Origin of the sequence: Gordonia sp. NPDC057258, from assembly GCF_042668985.1 — a bacterium.
Taxonomy (GTDB): domain Bacteria; phylum Actinomycetota; class Actinomycetes; order Mycobacteriales; family Mycobacteriaceae; genus Gordonia; species Gordonia hongkongensis.
The window spans coordinates 1-17,423 of record NZ_JBHUXZ010000026.1; the positions used below are offsets into that span (position 1 = coordinate 1).

The window sequence follows — 17,423 nt, forward strand, 5'->3', positions numbered from 1 at the left end:
CTACCGCCACATCGCTGGTCCTCCGACTCCAGTCCGCCGTAGCCACCGCAAACACCTCCATGATCATGGTGTTGCGACGACCAGTTGAATCCGCCTGCGACCCGCGGTCGGAATGATGAGTCAACCCGGATAGATCGGTATTGCGCTGCCACACAGCATCTTGAACGCTTGCAGCGGAAGATCCTCCGTCCGCATCGTGGAGGCGACATGCCAACCGACGATCACCCGGGACTGCTGCACGGATAGGTGACATCTGATCTGGCTTGCCTTCGGGCGGTCGGGAAGGATGTAGCTGTGCCTGTTCATGGTGGTTGGCGACCAGGCCGGGGCGTTGATGAACCAGTGGGTCGTGATGGCGTGGTCGGGTGCGAGGGTGGTTGAGAGTCCATGCGGCGAGGGCTCATGGCTCGTGTAGGTCGCGCGAGCGGGCGTTGGCTCGGGGGCTTCATGAGCGCTATAAGCAGGGTGTGGGCCTCGGTACTGCACCGCTGTGCATTAGGCGGCCCATTGTGAACCCAGATGGCTATCGCGACCGTCTGTTGGCCGGCAGCGATGGCGTCACCCTCACCGCTGTCGACGTGACCACCGGCGAGATCGCGTGGACGGCACCGTTCCTCGCCATCGATTCCGACCCGGATGCGTTCGTCACCGGCACAGCACTCGAGCCCTACGGCGACGGGTGGATCTTCTCGTCGGACCGTCGAATGATCAGGCTCGCGCCCCTCTGAGTCACATCTAGGCCGAGATGACCTCGACCGCGTCGTCGTCGGCGAAGACGATGTCGTGATCGTCGGTCGAGATCGCCCAGCGGCGTAGGCGCGCGGTGTGCTCGTCGTCGATGCGGGTTTCGATGGTGGCGTTGCCGGCCAGGTCCGCGAAGTCGTCGACGACCTCGCCCTCTCTGGTCGAACCGTCGTCGAGTGTGACCCTGACCCGTGCCGCCACGGCGACCTCGTCCGGGGCCTCACTGTCAGCGCCGTCGTGGTCGACCGGCTCGTTCTCCGTTGTGCTCATCCGATTGTCCTGTCCCCCTCGGGGTGGCCTCCGACGGTGAACTGCTCCGCACGCCGGTGGCACACCGTTCGTGCGGAGCAGCTTATCAAATGAGTCCATTGACAGCGTGAATGTCGCGGAAGGTGCTGCTCGTGCGACGGGGCCGGCCCAGCGTCTTGATTCGACGCCCCGGCAGTGAGTGTCCGTCGTGTGTACCGAGTCGTCTGCGGCGCAGCGCGATCGGGGTGTACGTGACGGCCGGCCAAAATGCGGATCGCCAGAGTCCGCGGTATCGGACTCTGGCGATCGATCAGGCAGTCGTCGACTGGATCAGTGGGCGGCGTTGTACGCCTCGACAATGTCGTTCGGAATCCGGCCGCGAGCGGAGACCTCGTAACCGTTGTCGGCCGCCCATTCCCGAATTGAGGCATTCACCGACGAACCGGCCCCGCCGGAATTGGTCTTCGTTCGTGCGGATGGTGACCGCCGACGCCCACCGACTCGGGTCGACGCCTTGAGCAATTTCGCGACGGTCACTTTTCCCTGCTCGATCTTGTCGAGATTGGTCGAGGACACGTCTAGTTCGTAGTCGACGCCGAGCCACGACCACGAAACCGTCTGTGCGTCTTGGGGATCGAGTTCGCGACCGTCAAGATCGTCGACAAAGGTCACTGTCTGTATTTTCGACACACTGACCACGGTAGTCGAAAGACGAGGCGGATTCATGGACGTCTGCATTCCCGGTGTCGGGAGTCACTTCGGATATAGAGTGACAAGTCCGTCGAATGCGGACTCGTCCGCTCAATTCAGGCCGGGAATGCTGAATCGAGGTGCTTCGGGACGCGGAATCGTGGAGGTGGCTCGCGACGGCTCCGCAGTTCTCGACGCCGACGGCCGGGGTGATTCGCGTTTCCGGGTCACGCCGACTCGCGGAGTGGGGTCGGTTGTCTTCCGTCGGTTCGCCTCGGCGCCCAACCCGCTACCGGTGGTGTCGTCGACGCGCAGGCACATCGACCGGATCACATGGTGCGCGGTCACCAGCCCATAGGTCATCGGCAGTCCCAATACGGTCACCAGCAGGCGGGTCGGACGCAGTGGGCTGTCTCCGAGGATGGACGGCTCGACGACATTGCCGACCTCCCGGATCAGGTGCAGCGCGAGTTTGTACGCGTAGTGCGCCGCGGTGATCGGTTTGCTGACGGTGAGCTCGTCGAGCGACACGGTTTCCCAGGGATCCGCGCCGTGGCCGAGGTTGTGTCCGATGCCGAGCAGGATGTCGAGCGGGGCGCCGCCGAAGATCGGGATCAGGGAACCGAAGAGCGAGACGCCCAGTTCCCCGACGGAGCGATCCTCCGCCGGGTCGAGCGGGATCAGGTTGTGGTGGATGCGGATTCCGCGCATGACGCTCAGGATTCGCGTCGTCTCGCCGCGAATCCTGGCTGCATCGGCGGGGTTGTTCTCCTGCGCCTGCACGGACACGTAGCGGACCAACCGGCCGAGCGTGAGGGAGCCGATCGGCGTGCAGGTCTCGACATCGGCCAGTGCGAGGTGGTCGGCGATCTCGGCCACCATCGGCGGGATGGGGATGTCGAAGCGGACGGTGTCACTCGGGCGTCCCGCCTGGGCGCGCTGCTCGTCGGTCACTCGTGCGACGCATTGGTCGAGAACGGTCTTCGCCGTGGCGCGCAAGAGGGCCTTCACCGCGAATTCGGACGAGAAGACGAAGGCGGACAGCAGCCAGTTGTACGTGACGAACTGCGCGAGGCCGTCGGCGTCGGTGCCGGCGAACGGACTGCCGAGGTCCGGTGCCGACCCGACGAGGAGCCGGGCCGGGATCAGGACGGTGGTGAACATGTACAGCCACACCGTTTCGACGGCCTGGATCACGGTGATGTTCCCGAGCGGGATCGCCTCGGTGTGCCGGCCGTCGCGGATCTTGAGGAGGTTCGAGACGAGAAGCTGCGAGATCGGGTCGCGGTAGTCGAGGGCGGGATCGTCGTCGTCGGCACCGAGGGTGAGCGGATGCTCGGTCACGGCGAGGGTCGAGATGTGCAGCCTGCGCATGTCGCGATGCGCCGCAGCCCGGCTCGCGCGCGCGGACGCCTGCAACGAGGGCGGCAGGATGTCGTAGACGGCCTCGAAGATCGACTCGTACACGACCGACAGGGTGGTGAAATCGCCGCTCGCGCAGCGTGTCTCGGCGCCCTCGAGCGACTTCGGCGTCGGCAGCAGCGGGCGGGTCAGGGTCTCGATGCGTTCGAGGCGTTCCGGATAGGTCTCGGTTTCCGGGTCGACGGTCGGGGTGAGCTCGTGGACCGGCGTCGCGCGCAGCGGAGCTGCCGAGAACGGTGCCGTGCTACCGACGATCGCGGCAGTGCTCGTCCCGGCCGCCAGAGTGGGCAGCGACATCGTCAATGTGAACACCGCGACGAGTCGCAGTACCCATGGCTGTACGCGCCGTGCTGCATTGCCCCGACCTGAACTCATGCACCCACTAACCGAATAGTCGTCTGGTACCCCGGCGAGGAGTGTCGGCGCCCGCCGCCATCACGGCGTCGTGCGCGACCAGAGCAGTCCGCGAAGGGGAAGTTAGTCGAACGAATCTTAAGGTGCGCGGCGCCGGTCCGCGCACCGGGTGGACCGGAAGCACTGTCGGTGCGTCGTGCAACGATTTCGAGGTGAGACGTCGAGCGGCATGGTTGTCGGTGATGATCGCCGCGGTGTCGGTCGTCGTGGGACTCGGTGCCCTGTTCGTATCCGGGACCGACACCGGATCGGGAGAGGTGCTCCGCCCGTCGGCTCCGCCCGTCGGCTCGTCGACATCTGCGCTGCCGTCACCAGAGGTCCGGACGCCGGTACCCGGCGTCGGTCAGGCCCTCGCCGACCTGGCAACTCTCCAGGTGAAGGGACGTGCCCCCAAGACCGGTTATGCCCGGGCGCGGTTCGGCAAGGCGTGGGACGACGCGGTCGACGTGCAGTTCGGCCGCAACGGTTGCCGGACGCGAGAGGACATCCTCCGCCGAGACCTCACCGGGATCACGGTCCACGACGACGGGTGTCGAGTTCTCGCCGGCACGCTGGCCGACCCGTACACCGGTACGACCATCCCGTTCACCCGAGGACAGGAGACGTCGGCTCTCGTTCAGATAGATCACGTCGTCGCGTTGTCGGACGCCTGGCAGAAGGGCGCGGCGGGCTGGGCCGCGGGCAAGCGCATCGAGTTCGCGAACGATCCGCGGAATCTGCAGGCCGTCTCCGGGACCGTGAACCAACGGAAGAGCGACGGCGACGCCGCCACGTGGCTCCCGCCGAACAAGGCGTACCGATGTACTTACGTCGGCCGGCAGATCGAGGTCAAGAAGTCATACGGACTGTGGGTGACCCCGGCCGAACGCGACGCCATGCGGCGGGTCCTCGCGTCGTGCTGAACCCGTCGGGCCGCGGTCGGCGGTCTCGTCGGTAGCCTTGGCGACCGTGACCGCCGACCAGGGACGACCCCAGCCATCCGACGACGCCGCCGGCCATCCGCTGACCGACGACACCGTCGTCGCGGCGCTCGGTGCCGATCTGCGGTCGGCGGGGTACACGAACGACGGCGTCACCGGCCTGCTCGGCGCCGGCGCCCACGAAGCGCTCGTGCGGGGTGTGTGGTGGCCTGCGCTCGCCGCCACGCGCGACGCCGCAGGCGAGGACGGTCGGCTGGCCACTCTGATCCGCTTGTTCCTCTTGGGTTCGGACGAGCCCGAAGACGCTGTCGCCGCGTCGTTCCCGACGGCCGGAATCGACGCGCTGATCGCCCAGGGGGTATTGGTCCGGGTCGATGGGTCGCGGGTTCGCGCGAACCTCGACATCCGGCCGCACGCCGACGACACATGCGACTACCTCGTCGTCGCCGATCAGGACGCCGCGATGCGGCCCGGACCCGTTGCCCGCGACCACGTCCTGGGGATCGGCGGTGCGTCGATCTCGCTGGCCCGAGCGGTCATCCGTGAGCCCGTCCGTCGCGCGCTCGACATCGGTACCGGGTGCGGCATCCAGGCTCTGCATCTCGACGCCCACTGCGAGCAGATCGTGGCCACCGACACCAACGACCGAGCGCTGGCGCTGGCCGCGGCAACGGCCCGCCTCAACGGGATGTCGTGGGATCTGCGCTCGGGCAGCATGTTCGAGCCCGTCGGCGGGGAACGCTTCGATCTCATCGTGTCGAATCCGCCGTTCGTCGTCGGCGCCGGTGGCCAGGATTACATCTACCGCGATTCCGGGGTCGTCGGGGACGGGCTCTGCGAACAACTCGTCCGCGAGCTGCCCGCGCATCTGAATCCTGGTGGCACCGGCCAGATCCTGGCCAACTGGATCATCCGCGACGGCGAACCGTGGGAGGAGCGCGTCCGGTCGTGGCTCGCCGGCACCGGACTCGACGCGTGGGTCGTGCAGCGCGAGGTCGCCGACCCCATCAGCTACATCTCCCTGTGGCTGTCCGACGCCGGTGAGGACGAGTCCGACGCCGCGCAGCGGGGAGCGGAGTGGCTCGAATGGTTCGAGACCAACGGCATCGTGGCGATCGGGATGGGCTCGATCACCGCCCGGCTTCCGATGCCGGACGAGAACCGCGCTCCCGACGTCGTGGTCGAGGAGATCACCGGCGCCGGTGAAGAGGTGACCGGATTCGAGGCGCAGGCCTTTCTCGCGCGACGGCGCTACCTGCGGGAGACCTCCGACGGCCGGCTGCTCGCACAGCGGCTGTCGGTGGCGCCGGTCATGCTCGAGGAGCACTCGCTCCCGGGTGACGAGGGCTGGCAAGAGGTGTCGGCCGCGGTTCGCCGGCCCGGGGGTCCCGGCGCAGTTCTCGGCGTCGACGAGATCTCGCGCGCCCTGCTCGCCGGTTGCCGGGGACAGGTGCCGCTGGGTGTCCTGCTCGAACTCCTCGCCGACTTCCACGGCGTCGATGCCGACGCCCTGGCCGAGGCTGCGCTGCCCGTCGTCCGTGAGGCGATCGGCCGGGGGATTCTGTACGAAGCGACCTGAGAGTGGTTGCGGGGGAGGTGGTTTCGACTCGGCGCCTCGCTGCGCTCGGTGCCGGCTCAACCAGCAGGGAAAGCGCCTCGCTGCGCTCGGTGCCGGCTCAACCAGCGGGGGAAGCGCCTCGCTTCGCTCGGTGCCGGCTCAACCAGCAGGGGAAGCGCCTCGCTGCGCTCGGTGCCGGCTCAACCAGCAGGGGGCGGCGCCGGCTCAACCAGCAGGGGGTGGCGCCGGCTCAATTACCTGGGGTGGCCGGGAACGTCGCGTCGAGCGCTGCGGCGAGGTCGGCGATGAGGTCGTCGGCGTCCTCGAGGCCCACCGAGAATCGCAGATGGCCCCACTCGCGGAAGGGTTGCGGGTACGCGGCGACCCGCGGCCCGTCGGCACCGACGTGGACGATGAGCGATTCGTCGTGACCGAGTGACACCGCCGAGGTGATCGTCGTCAGCGCCGAGACGAAGCGATTCTGGGTGGCCGGATCGCCGCGGACCGCGAAGGCCATCATGCCTCCGAAGCCGCGACCGCCGAACTGCCGCGCGGCGAGGTCGTGTTCGGGATGCGACGACAGTCCCGGGTAGCGCACGTAGGCGATGCGCGGGTCGTCGTCGAGGAAGGCCGCGACCCGCTCGGCATTGCGTTGGTGCTGAGCGAATCGCAGTGGCAGGGTGATCGCACCGCGGGCGATCAACCACGCGTTGAACGGTGAGATCACGCCGCCGACGTCGACCATCGCCTGCTCCCGGATCTGCGCGATCAGGTCCGGCCGGCCGACCACGGCGCCACCCATCGCGTCACCGTGGCCGTTGATGTACTTGGTCAGCGAGTGCACGACCAGGTCGGCGCCGTCGGCGAGCGGGCGGTACAACACCGGTGGGGTGAAGGTCGAGTCGACGAGCAGCAGCGCTCCGGTGTCGGCGGCGATCTGTGCGAGAGCGCCGATGTCGGCGACCTTGGTGGTCGGGTTGGCGATCGTCTCGGCGATCAGCATGCGGGTGGTGCCGGGCCGCACGGCGGCGCGGGTGGCATCCAGATCCCCGACATCGACGAAGGTCGCCTCGATCCCGTATTTCGTCGGCAACAGGTCCGACCACAGTTTCCACGTGGCCTCGTACGTCGTGTCCGACACGACGACGTGGTCACCGGCGGACAGGAGGGTGAAGAACACGGCGTGCAATGCGGCCACCCCGGACGCGAGGACGACGGCGTCGTCGGCATCTTCGAGAGCGGCGAGCTTGTCCTGCAATGCGACCTGGTTGGCGCCGGTGTTACGCGTGTAGAACAGTTGCTCGGTGCCCGACCAGCTCATCGTCTCGGGTTCGGGCGGCAGGTGATACGAATTCGCCATCGTGATGGGAGTCCGCACCGACGGACCCGACGCGTCGTTTCCGGCGTGGACGCTGCGTGTCATCTCACCTGTCACGGATGAACTCCCATCGGTTCGTCGATGCGTGCCCCGGCCGGGTCCATCACGTCCCGATCCATTCCGGACAGGTCGTCGGACACCACATCGGCCGACAGGTCGTCGACGACCGGTCCCGCAGACCGAGTGGCGTCCGGTTTCTCGTAGGTGGGTACGCCGGGTCCGGATCCGGGGGCGACCTCGGCTCGGCGTGGGCGGACGAGGTCGACCACCCGTACCGGGAGCTTGTGCAGTTTGTCGATGTGGGCGACGTGGCGGAACTCGGCCCAGCCCCAGCAGGCGGCGAACACCAGTAGCGCCACGGCGTCCATCGTGACCGAGTTCCATGGGCGGTGCGCGATGTGGATGGGGACCACGACGAGGGCGATCGCCTGGATCACGTAGGAGTCGAGGCTGCGGGTCCCGGTCATGACCAGAGGTCGCAGCCAGTCGTGGTGCCACCACTTGAGCAACAGCCGGAAGAGCCCGTAGATGGCCGGGATCGCGAGATACGCGCCGATGGCCCGGGCCGGTCGGAAGTCCAGCTTGTCGGCGACGTAGGGCTCGAGATGCGCCCAGGGGCCGTGGTCGATGCCGAAGTGGAAGAACAACGCCACCGCGAGGGCGACGACGACGATCGCGACCAGCCACCGGTCGACGAACTCCGGGACCTTCCAGGTCGACCAGTTCCAGCCGATGACGAGCGCGGGGACGAACATGATCTGCCAGCCCGCGACGTTCTGGATGTGCGGGGCGGCCTGGTAGGCGCTGAGGTAGAACCAGCCGGGGGAGTAGATCAGCGAGAACACATAGAGACCCAGCGAGGCGGCGAGGACCCAGATCCACCAGCCTCGGCGCAGCAGCGGGAAGAGTCCGAACGCCGAGATCAGCAGGACCATGTACAGGAGCAGGATGTTGCCGCCGCTCGGCAGGTACTGCATCGTCAGCGCGAGCCGGATGCCGTCGGCCCAGCCGTCGACCGGCAGCAAGAGCGTCAGCCAGCGATGACCGGCCAGGGCCGCGGCGACCGCGACGAGCGCGATGACCAGCTGGCACAGATAGAGCACGACAATCCGCTTGGCCAGCCGCCGGTAGGCGAAGGCGAGTCCGTGACGCGCGACCCACCGCTGGTAGACGAGGCCGAGGACGATTCCCGACAGCATCACGAACGCGGACATGCCGTCCACGTAGGGATAGGCGTGCGTCGGGGTGGCCAGCGTGGACTCATGCGCGAAGTGCGCCGTGATCATGCTCCAGATCGCCACCCCGCGGGTGGCATCGATGGCCAGGTCTCGTTTCATTGACTTGCACGATAGACAGCGCCGCGGCCGGGGTCATCCCGGGCCGCGGCGAGTCGTGCTGAGAGATTCGCTCAGGTGTAGAGGTCGGCGATCGCTTCCTTGTGCGCGTCGTGGATGACGTTGCGCTTGAGCTTCATCGTCGGGGTGAGCTCTCCGGTGTCGATGGTGAAGTCGGTCTCGAGGATGGAGAACTTCTTGATCGCCTCGGCGTTGGAGACCTTGGTGTTGGCCTCCTTCACCGCGGCGTCGATCTCCGCCTTGAGGTCGGCATTGTCGACCAGGTCGGAGACCGGGGTGTCGGCAGGCAGCCCGTGGCGCTCGAGCCATCCGGGAACGGCCTCGGCATCGATGGTGATGAGCGCCGCGATGAACGGCTTGTTGTCGCCGACGACGAGACACTGGCTCACCAGGGGATGCGCCCGGATGGTGTCCTCGAGTTGGGCGGGGGAGACGTTCTTGCCGCCGGCGGTGACGATCAGCTCCTTCTTGCGGCCGGTGATGAACAGATAGCCGTCGTCGAGCGTGCCGATGTCACCGGTGTGGAACCAGCCGTCGCGGATGGCGTCGTCGGTGGCGGCCTGGTTCTTCCAGTACCCACCGAACACGACGGGTCCCTTGAGGAGGACCTCGCCGTCCTCGGCGATGGCGACGGTGACGCCGGGGATCGGTCGGCCGACCGAGCCGACCTTCTGGTTGTCCTCGTTGTTGGCCGTGACCGCCGCGGTGGTCTCCGACAGCCCGTAGCCCTCGTACACCGGGATCCCGACGCCGCGGAAGAAGTGACCGAGACGCGCGCCGAGCGGGGCGCCGCCGGAGATGGCGCCTTCGCACTGGCCGCCCAGGGCGTCGCGCAGCTTGCCGTAGACCAGCTTGTCGAAGACGGCGTGGCGGAGCTTGAGGCCCAGTCCGACCTTGCCGGCCTCGGTTGCCTTGCTGAACTCGATCGCGGTGTCGGTCGCCTTGTCGAAGATCGAGCCCTTGCCGCCGTCGTAGGCCTTCTGCTTGGCGGAGTTGTACACCTTCTCGAACACGCGGGGCACCGACAGCACGTAGTTCGGTTTGAACACGCCCAGGTCGGCCACGAGGTTCGTCAGGTCGTTGGTGTGTCCGAGGATCACGCCGTTCTCCACGCACCCGACGGTAACGACCCGGGCGAAGATGTGGGCCAGTGGCAGGAAGAGCAGCGTCGACTTGCCCTCGCGCATTCCGGCGCCGACCGCGTCCCGGGTCGCGGCGGTCTCGGCGAGGAAGTTCGCGTGCGTCAGGACGACGCCCTTGGGACGACCGGTGGTGCCCGACGTGTAGATCAGCGTGGCGGCGTCGGACGACAACGCGTTCGCCTGACGCTGGTCGAGGTCGGCATCGGCGATCTTCGCGCCGCGCTTGGTGACCGTGGGAAGCGCGTGGTCGTCGATGACCAGGGTTTCCTTGAGGGTCGCTGTCTCGTCGATCACCCGGAGGTGGCGGGTGTAGTGCTCGTGGTTCTCGACGAACAGCAGGGTGGCGCCGGAGTCCTCGAGGATCCACTGGACCTGGTCAGGGGCCGAGGTCTCGTAGATCGCGACGGTGCAGGCGCCGGCGCGCCAGATCGCGTAGTCCAAGACGGTCCACTCGTAACGGGTCGAGCAGAGGATGGCGACGCGGTCCCCGGCCTGCACGCCCGAGGCGATGAGTCCCTTGGCGACCGCGTCCACCTCGTCGGTGAAGTGCTTGGCGGTGACGTTGACCCATTGATTGTGTGAGCGCTTGCGGAAGAGCGGCATCGTGGGGCGCTCGGCGCGGTAACGCAGGATCGTGTCGACGGTCGTCGCCTTGTCGTCGATCGTCAGATCAGACGGGGTGGCGTACTGCTGCTGCATGGCACTCCTGAGACGGGAGAACAAATGGACATTCCGGACATCGGTATGCGTGTGACCGGGACCGATGGCCGGATGAGTGGCACCGACAGTACCAGGATTCGTGGGATGCATCACACCGGTCGGCGATCGTGGTCCGTGCCCTGCTCAGGGGGCTGATGCGACCCCGGCAAGCCGCGATGCCGACATTCTGGTGCAGGGCCATTACAGTTGAGGGCGATGAATGAGACTTCCGCCGCATGAGTACTTCCGATCACGGCGAGCACGACGCCCCGACCGACCCCTCCGTGGGCACGTTCGACGACCTCGAGATCGATCCGCGCGTCCGCGCCGCCGTCACCGACGTGGGCTACGAGACGCCCTCGCCGATTCAGGCGGCCACCATCCCGACCCTCCTGTCGGGGCGCGACGTGGTGGGTCTGGCGCAGACCGGTACGGGTAAGACCGCAGCCTTCGCCATCCCCATCCTGTCCCGGCTCGACACGTCTGCGCGGACTCCGCAGGCGCTGATCCTGGCGCCGACTCGTGAGCTCGCCCTGCAGGTCTCCGAGGCGTTCGGCCGCTACTCGGCCCGTATGCCCGAGGTGAAGGTCCTGCCGATCTACGGCGGGCAGTCCTATGGCGTCCAACTCGCCGGGCTGCGTCGTGGCGCGCAGGTCATCGTCGGTACCCCGGGTCGTGTGATCGACCACCTCGACAAGAAGACGCTCGACATCTCGGGGCTGGAGTTCCTCGTCCTCGACGAGGCCGACGAGATGCTGACGATGGGCTTCGCCGAGGACGTCGAACGCATCCTGGCCGAGACCCCGGACACCAAGCAGGTCGCCTTGTTCTCGGCGACGATGCCCAGCGCCATCCGGCGTCTCGCGCAGCGCTACCTGAACTCGCCGCAGGAGATCACGGTCAAGGCGAAGACCGCGACCGCGCAGAACATCACGCAGCGCTACCTCCAGGTCTCCCACCAGCGCAAGCTGGATGCGCTGACGCGGTTCCTCGAGGTCGAGACCTTCGACGCGATGATCGTGTTCGTCCGTACCAAGCAGGCGACCGAAGAGCTGGCCGAGAAGTTGCGGTCCCGCGGATTCTCCGCGGTGGCCATCAACGGCGACCTCGCGCAGGCGCAGCGTGAACGGACCATCAACCAGCTCAAGAACGGTTCGATCGACATCCTGGTCGCGACCGACGTCGCCGCGCGCGGACTAGACGTCGACCGCATCTCGCACGTCGTCAACTACGACATCCCGCACGACACCGAGTCGTACGTGCACCGCATCGGCCGCACGGGTCGCGCCGGTCGTTCGGGCAACGCGCTGCTGTTCGTCTCGCCGCGCGAGCGCCACCTGCTGCGCGCCATCGAGCGCGCCACGCGACAGACGCTCACCGAGATCGGTCTGCCCAGTGTCGACGACGTCAACGCGCAGCGAGTGGCGAAGTTCGCCGACTCCATCACGCAGAACCTGTCGTCGGACAATCTCGATCTGTTCCGCGGGCTGATCGAGAACTATGCGCGGGACAACGACGTCGCGATGGCCGACATCGCCGCCGCGCTGGCACTCGAGACGCGCGACGGCGGATTCCTGATGACCCCGGATCCGCCGCAGTCGGAGAAGCGCCCCGAGCGCGAGCGTGCGCCGCGTCGCCCGGGCGCGAGCTTCGCGACGTACCGGATCGCCGTCGGCCGGAAGCACAAGGTGTCGCCCGGCGCGATCGTCGGCGCCATCGCCAACGAAGGCGGCCTGACCCGCGCCGACTTCGGCAACATCAGCATCCGCGACGACTTCAGCCTCGTGGAACTGCCCGACGACCTCGACAGCGAGACCCTGTCCAATCTGCGGCACACGAAGATCGGCAAGAACCCGATCGACATCCGCAAGGACATGGGGTCACCGCGTACTCGTGGCGGCGGCAAGCGCGGAGCGGGTGGTCATGGTGGCGGACGCGACGGTCGCCGCGGCGACAGCTGGGGTAAGCGTCCGTCACCCCGCGTGGCCGGTCGCGGTCGCCACTCCTGAACCGACCCCGGACTGTCCCGCCGCCAGCGGGCTCCCAGTACCAGAAACTGCGTACAACGGCGCACTTCTGAGAGCTGCGTGAGAAAACTTGTCAATTCGAGATCGTTCCGTAACCTGGTCGACGGGGGTCATCCCGCGGGGTCACCATGCGGTGGTCACCGCGAAACACGATGTACACGGACAAAATTCGAGCAACAGGGTTGGTGAGTCACCGGTGTCAGTGGTGAATTCGATTTCGGCAGCAGAGGCAATGAACCACACCCGCGAGGGGCACGCAGTGGTCGTCGATGCACGTCCGCAGGTGGTGCGACATCAGGGCAGCCTGCCCGGTGCGCTCGTGGTGGATCCGACCGAGGTGCCGAGGCGGTTCACGCCCACTCCCTCGGGCACCTTCCCGGTCATCCGCGATCGCGACACCGAAATCGCCGTCGTGTCGGTCCGCTCGGAGGCGCCGCGCATCGCCGAACAGATCGCCGACTGCGGCTACACCAACGTGCGTTACGTCGACGGGGGTTACCGCGCGCTGCGTTCGCGCACCGTCGGCTGAAGCACCCGCGAGAGAATCCGGCGCCGTCCCGCGCGACTGCGCGGGTTCCTCTGACCAGCGTCTTGTAGCGTAAGAGTCGCCGGCGACGAGAGGAACACATCGGTATGCAGGATGACACTCGCGAGGTGCTGCGCGATCAGGTCACCCGGCTGATGTCGTTTCTGGCTGATCTCGTCCGGTCCCGCTCCGGCGACGTGCTCGACATCGCCGATCATCCCGGTCACGTCTGGCTCGGCCCTTCCACCTCCATCTCCACACGCACGAACGCGGTCCCGGGGCAGGTCGTCGTGGAGTTGGGGCCGGAAGACGCCGGACGGAACGACTCGGGCCACGCCGATCTCGGCGGGCTGGTCGACGACCTCCTCGACAATCCCGAAGACCTCGAGCTCGTCGTCGCGTCGGCGCTGGTCACGGTCCGGCAGGCCGCGAACGACGACGCGGCGCCGGTCGTCCGGGAACACCTTCTCACCCAGGCGCTCGTCGCCGAACGCGACGCCGACGACACGATCCGGTTGTCCCTGGCTGCCGGGTCGTCCCCGGCCCTGCACGACACGCATCTCCTGGCGGCGCTGGACGGTCTCGATCTCGCTGGTGCGGTCAAGATCCGCGGCAAGCTGGCCGCGCAGGCGTCGGTGCTGACGGCGAAGACCACCGAGCTGATGGCCGAGTGGCGCGACGCGATCGACGTCGACACCGAGCGCGTGACCCTGTCGGTCGAGACCCGTCCGGCAGTCGTGCTCCGCCGGCGTGGCGTGGAGAACTCGCTCGCGTTCTACGACGCGATCATCGACGACCTGCGGGACGAGGGTTCGGACGTGCCGGTCGGACTGGCACAGCTCGTCCGGCCGATCGAGGCCGCCGACCGACTCGCCGCCCTTCGGGGTGACGGCGTTCTCGATCCCGCGGAGCTGGTCGCCGATGCGCTGTTCCCGCTGCCGTCCAACGTCGAACAACGCGACGTCCTCGCCCGGCTCGGCGCCGACACCGGTGTGGTGGTCGAGGGTCCGCCCGGCACGGGAAAGACCCACACCATCGCCAACGTCACCTCGGCACTGCTGGCGAAAGGTCAGCGGGTCCTGGTGGTGAGCGAGAAAGCTCATGCGCTCCACGTCCTGCAGGACATGCTGCCGCCCGCGCTGCGGGCGCTCACGGTGTCGATCGCCGATGTCTCCCAGGACAGTGCCGAGGGGATAGTGGACGCGGTGACCGAGCTCGCCGAACGCAAGGCGTCGTTCACTCCTGGGGTCGCCGACGCCGAGATCGCCGATCTGTCTGCTCGGCGGGAACATGCTCTGCGGCAACGGGATCAGACGCTCCGCGAACTGTGGGATCTGCGCGCCGGGGAGACCGAGACACACGAATGGGTCGCGGGGGACTACCGTGGCTCCCCGGCGCAGATCGTCCGGCGGGTACGGGCCGACGCCGACGCGTTCGACTGGCTGCCGGGCCCTGTGCACGGCGCCGTGCCGCCGCTGGACTCGGCCGAGTTCGTCCGGCTCGCGGAGTTGCTCGCGAGCACCGGGGGCTTTAACTCGCGCATCGCACAGCGCTTCGTCGACCTCGATGAGCACCTGCCCGACCCGGGGCAGATGGATGCGATCTGCGAGCGGATCGCGTCCCGGCCCCGCGGACCGATGGCCGGTGCCGAGACCCTGCTGTCTGTGCTCGACGGGGTCGACAGTGCTCGCTTGGTCCGGATCAAGGACATCTGCGATGACCTGGCCGTGGCGTCCGGCGAGGTGTCCTCTTACCCGCGTCCGATGATCGACATGGCCGACCGGTTGCTCGCCGGTCGGGCCGCGCACCTCTGGTCGCGGGTGACGACGCTGTCGCCGGTCATCGCCGAAGCTGCTCGCCGGGACCGCGATCTGGGCGGGCACGCGGTCGTCGTCGACGGCAACCGGCCCGGGGACGCCGCGCTGTTCGATGCCGCCGCCGACTTCCTGCGGGACGGCGGTCAGTGGCGGGGACGGCTGCGCCGCTCGCCCGAGCAGCGCGCCGTGGAGGACGCGCCGGTGCGGGCGACGGTGGACGGTCGTCCGCCCCGGGACGAGGCGTCGCTGCGGCGGGTCGCCGATCACCTCACCGTCGTCGACGCGACGCACCAGGTGCATCGCATCCTCGCGGACCTGCACGTCCCGGTCGACGCCTCGGGGTCACGGTCGGCTCAGCTGGACCACCTCGTGCGCCTCGACACCCAGCTGTCATGGATCTCCCGGTTGCTCTCCGGGCGTGAGCATCTGGTGCGCGAACTCGAGTCGATCAGCCCCGGCGGTCCGCGCCCGCGCACCGTCGCCGAGGTGGCCGAGGTGGCGCATCAGGCCCGGTCGGTCGCCGTTGCCAACGACGCGGTCCTGGCCGAGCAGGAACTCGCCGATCGCGTGTACGGGCTGACGACCGAACTCGAGAAGGGGCCGTCGCCGGAGGGTGACGCGCTGCTCTCGGCGCTGGGTACGGCCGATCCGGCTTCGATCCGCGATGCTCGTCGTGCCTTCACCGCGGCCGCGGCCGACGCCGACGAGCAGAACGCCCTCGAGCTCCTCGGACTCCGATTACGTGGCCGCGCACCCGAACTCGCCAAGATCATGTGGGCCGGTGCGCAGGATCCGGTCTGGACCGAACGCGCTCGAGACATGGGCGCGGCATGGGCGTGGCGATTCGCCCACACCTGGGCGCAGGACCGTAGCGATCCGCTCGCCGAGGACCGGTTGCAGTCGGCACTCGACGCCGTCGACGTGGACATCGCGTCCCTGACCACTCGTCTCGCGTCTGCGCAGGCCATCCGGGAGCTGCTGACACGCACCACATCCGGCGAGCTGCAGGCCGTCCAGTCCTACCGCGACCACATGATCAACCTGGGCAAGGGATCGGGCAAGCACGCCAATCGTTTCCGGCGCGCGGCGCGCGAGGCCATGGTCGAGGCGCAGAATGCCGTCCCCGCCTGGATCATGTCGATCAGCCAGGTGGCCGAGACGTTGCCGCCGCGCCGCAACTCCTTCGATGTCGTCATCGTCGACGAGGCGTCGCAGGCCGACATCACCAGTGCCTTCTTGCTGTGGCTGGCTCCCCGGGTGATCGTGGTGGGCGACGACAAGCAATGTGCGCCCGCCGGTCTGAACGGCACGACACTCGACTCGGCGTTCGCCGAACTCGACGCCGCGCTGCCGGATCTGCCGACGTATCTCCGCGACGGGTTGACGCCGCGGTCGAGTCTGTTCTCGTTGCTGCGCAGTCGGTTCGGCAACGTCGTCGGCCTTCGCGAACACTTCCGGTCGATGCCCGAGATCATCGAGTTCTCGTCTCGCCAGTTCTACGGGTCCGCACCACTGATCCCCGTGCGCCAGTACGGTTCCGACCGGCTCGAACCGTTGCGGGCGGTCGCGGTCGACGGGACGGCGACGGGAACCGGCAACGGTGTCGTCAACGACGCCGAGGTGGGCGCGATCGTCGACGCACTGCGGGGCTGCCTGGCGGATCCGGCCTATGACGGACTGGACTTCGGCGTGATCGCATTGCAGGGCGTCAAGCAGGTCGAGGCGATCGAGAAGGCGCTGCACACCGAGTTCGATCCCGACACCTGGCGTTCCCGCCGGATCCGGGTCGGGTCCCCGCCCGATTTCCAGGGCGACGAGCGACGCGTGATCTTCCTGTCGATGGTCGTCTCGGATGCCGGTGCGATCTCGGCGCTGACCCGGGCGGAGTCGCAACGCCGATTCAACGTGGCGGCGACTCGTGCCATGGACCAGCTGTGGCTGTTCCATTCGATCGGCCTCGACGAGTTGCGCCCCAACGACCTTCGCCATTCATTGCTGTCCTATGTCACGGCGAACGAGGGGCCGTCGATCGGGGTCATGCCCATCGACGTCCCGGATGACCGTCGCGTGCCTCCGTTCGACAACCTGCTAGAACAGCGGGTGTTCAACCGCCTCGTCGCCCTCGGCTACCACGTCACCCCGAAGGTCACGGTCAACAACCGCGTCGTCGACCTGGTCGTGCTGGGTGCCGATGCCCGGATGGCCGTCGAGTGCGACGCCGACGAGTTCGCCGGAACCGGACAGCAGGCGCGCTCGGATCTCGAGCGTGAGCGTGAGTTGCGTCGTTGCGGTTGGCAATTCGTGCGGGTGCGCGAGTCGGAGTTCGAACTCGATCCCGATCGCGTCCTGGAGTACGTCGCGACCGCGCTCGACGAACGTGGATGCAAGCCGGGCTCCCTCGTCGCTGTTCCGACCCCGGACACCGCCGGCGACGCGGTGAGGTGGCAACCGATCGATCTCACCGCGGGGGAGTGACGCCGGC

General features: G+C 67.8%; 12 protein-coding genes. 6 read left to right on the forward strand and 6 right to left on the reverse strand.

Going from position 1 to position 17,423, the window contains the following annotated elements; all coding sequences use genetic code 11:
* Nucleotides 1-509 precede the first annotated feature (509 nt).
* Entirely contained in the window at nt 510-728 is a 219-nt protein-coding gene (locus ACFUEJ_RS17115; protein WP_257881094.1) for a hypothetical protein, read from the forward strand.
* Nucleotides 729-735: 7 nt separating this feature from the next.
* Here ACFUEJ_RS17115 and ACFUEJ_RS17120 read toward each other — a convergent pair whose 3' ends face one another.
* The 3 genes from ACFUEJ_RS17120 to ACFUEJ_RS17130 all read right to left on the reverse strand — a co-directional run bounded on the left by ACFUEJ_RS17120 (nt 736) and on the right by ACFUEJ_RS17130 (nt 3,402).
* Nucleotides 736-1,014 (reverse strand): hypothetical protein, encoded by a 279-nt coding sequence (locus ACFUEJ_RS17120; protein WP_101818615.1) that lies wholly within the window; start codon nt 1,012-1,014, stop codon nt 736-738.
* Between the two features lie 309 nt (nt 1,015-1,323).
* On the reverse strand, nt 1,324-1,719 hold the full coding sequence (locus tag ACFUEJ_RS17125) for an Lsr2 family protein (protein ID WP_172622052.1): 396 nt from the start codon (nt 1,717-1,719) through the stop codon (nt 1,324-1,326).
* A 75-nt stretch (nt 1,720-1,794) separates the two neighbouring features.
* Nucleotides 1,795-3,402 (reverse strand): hypothetical protein, encoded by a 1,608-nt coding sequence (locus ACFUEJ_RS17130; protein WP_101818616.1) that lies wholly within the window; start codon nt 3,400-3,402, stop codon nt 1,795-1,797.
* Nucleotides 3,403-3,701: 299 nt separating this feature from the next.
* Between ACFUEJ_RS17130 and ACFUEJ_RS17135 the strand changes: the two genes are divergently transcribed.
* Both ACFUEJ_RS17135 and ACFUEJ_RS17140 read left to right on the forward strand, forming a co-directional pair.
* Nucleotides 3,702-4,421 (forward strand): HNH endonuclease family protein, encoded by a 720-nt coding sequence (locus ACFUEJ_RS17135; RefSeq protein WP_101818932.1) that lies wholly within the window; start codon nt 3,702-3,704, stop codon nt 4,419-4,421.
* 46 nt (nt 4,422-4,467) lie between these two features.
* Nucleotides 4,468-6,018, forward strand: coding sequence for a methyltransferase (locus ACFUEJ_RS17140; protein ID WP_101818933.1), 1,551 nt, complete (start codon nt 4,468-4,470; stop codon nt 6,016-6,018).
* Between the two features lie 229 nt (nt 6,019-6,247).
* On the opposite strand, the gene ACFUEJ_RS17145 is transcribed toward ACFUEJ_RS17140, so the two are convergent.
* From ACFUEJ_RS17145 to ACFUEJ_RS17155, 3 genes are all read right to left on the reverse strand, one after another.
* Nucleotides 6,248-7,420 carry a trans-sulfuration enzyme family protein gene (locus ACFUEJ_RS17145; RefSeq protein ID WP_388030785.1) on the reverse strand — a complete coding sequence of 391 codons (1,173 nt, stop codon included), beginning with the start codon at nt 7,418-7,420 and terminating at the stop codon, nt 6,248-6,250.
* An 8-nt stretch (nt 7,421-7,428) separates the two neighbouring features.
* On the reverse strand, nt 7,429-8,712 hold the full coding sequence (opgC, locus tag ACFUEJ_RS17150) for an OpgC domain-containing protein (protein WP_101818618.1): 1,284 nt from the start codon (nt 8,710-8,712) through the stop codon (nt 7,429-7,431).
* Nucleotides 8,713-8,783: 71 nt separating this feature from the next.
* The gene (locus ACFUEJ_RS17155; protein WP_101818619.1) at nt 8,784-10,571 is read right to left on the reverse strand and encodes a long-chain fatty acid--CoA ligase; all 1,788 of its coding nucleotides are present in this window, start codon (nt 10,569-10,571) and stop codon (nt 8,784-8,786) included.
* Nucleotides 10,572-10,807: 236 nt separating this feature from the next.
* On the opposite strand from ACFUEJ_RS17155, the gene ACFUEJ_RS17160 reads away from it, so the two are divergent.
* From ACFUEJ_RS17160 to ACFUEJ_RS17170, 3 genes are all read left to right on the forward strand, one after another.
* The gene (locus tag ACFUEJ_RS17160) at nt 10,808-12,580 is read left to right on the forward strand and encodes a DEAD/DEAH box helicase (protein WP_101818620.1); all 1,773 of its coding nucleotides are present in this window, start codon (nt 10,808-10,810) and stop codon (nt 12,578-12,580) included.
* Between the two features lie 214 nt (nt 12,581-12,794).
* Complete coding sequence (locus tag ACFUEJ_RS17165; protein WP_101818621.1) at nt 12,795-13,127, forward strand: rhodanese-like domain-containing protein; 333 nt, start codon at nt 12,795-12,797, stop codon at nt 13,125-13,127.
* Nucleotides 13,128-13,231: 104 nt separating this feature from the next.
* The gene (locus ACFUEJ_RS17170; RefSeq protein WP_101818622.1) at nt 13,232-17,416 is read left to right on the forward strand and encodes an AAA domain-containing protein; all 4,185 of its coding nucleotides are present in this window, start codon (nt 13,232-13,234) and stop codon (nt 17,414-17,416) included.
* The last annotated feature ends 7 nt before the right edge of the window (nt 17,417-17,423 follow it).

Excerpts from the sequence above, each read along its gene's own strand:
- ACFUEJ_RS17155 (WP_101818619.1), bottom strand. The coding sequence starts at position 10,571 with ATGCAGCAGCAGTACGCCACCCCGTCTGATCTGACGATCGACGACAAG.
- ACFUEJ_RS17145 (WP_388030785.1), bottom strand. The coding sequence starts at position 7,420 with ATGACACGCAGCGTCCACGCCGGAAACGACGCGTCGGGTCCGTCGGTG.
- ACFUEJ_RS17120 (WP_101818615.1), bottom strand. The coding sequence starts at position 1,014 with ATGAGCACAACGGAGAACGAGCCGGTCGACCACGACGGCGCTGACAGT.
- ACFUEJ_RS17130 (WP_101818616.1), bottom strand. The coding sequence starts at position 3,402 with ATGTCGCTGCCCACTCTGGCGGCCGGGACGAGCACTGCCGCGATCGTC.
- ACFUEJ_RS17160 (WP_101818620.1), top strand. The coding sequence starts at position 10,808 with ATGAGTACTTCCGATCACGGCGAGCACGACGCCCCGACCGACCCCTCC.
- ACFUEJ_RS17170 (WP_101818622.1), top strand. The coding sequence starts at position 13,232 with ATGCAGGATGACACTCGCGAGGTGCTGCGCGATCAGGTCACCCGGCTG.
- ACFUEJ_RS17135 (WP_101818932.1), top strand. The coding sequence starts at position 3,702 with ATGATCGCCGCGGTGTCGGTCGTCGTGGGACTCGGTGCCCTGTTCGTA.
- ACFUEJ_RS17125 (WP_172622052.1), bottom strand. The coding sequence starts at position 1,719 with ATGAATCCGCCTCGTCTTTCGACTACCGTGGTCAGTGTGTCGAAAATA.
- opgC (WP_101818618.1), bottom strand. The coding sequence starts at position 8,712 with ATGAAACGAGACCTGGCCATCGATGCCACCCGCGGGGTGGCGATCTGG.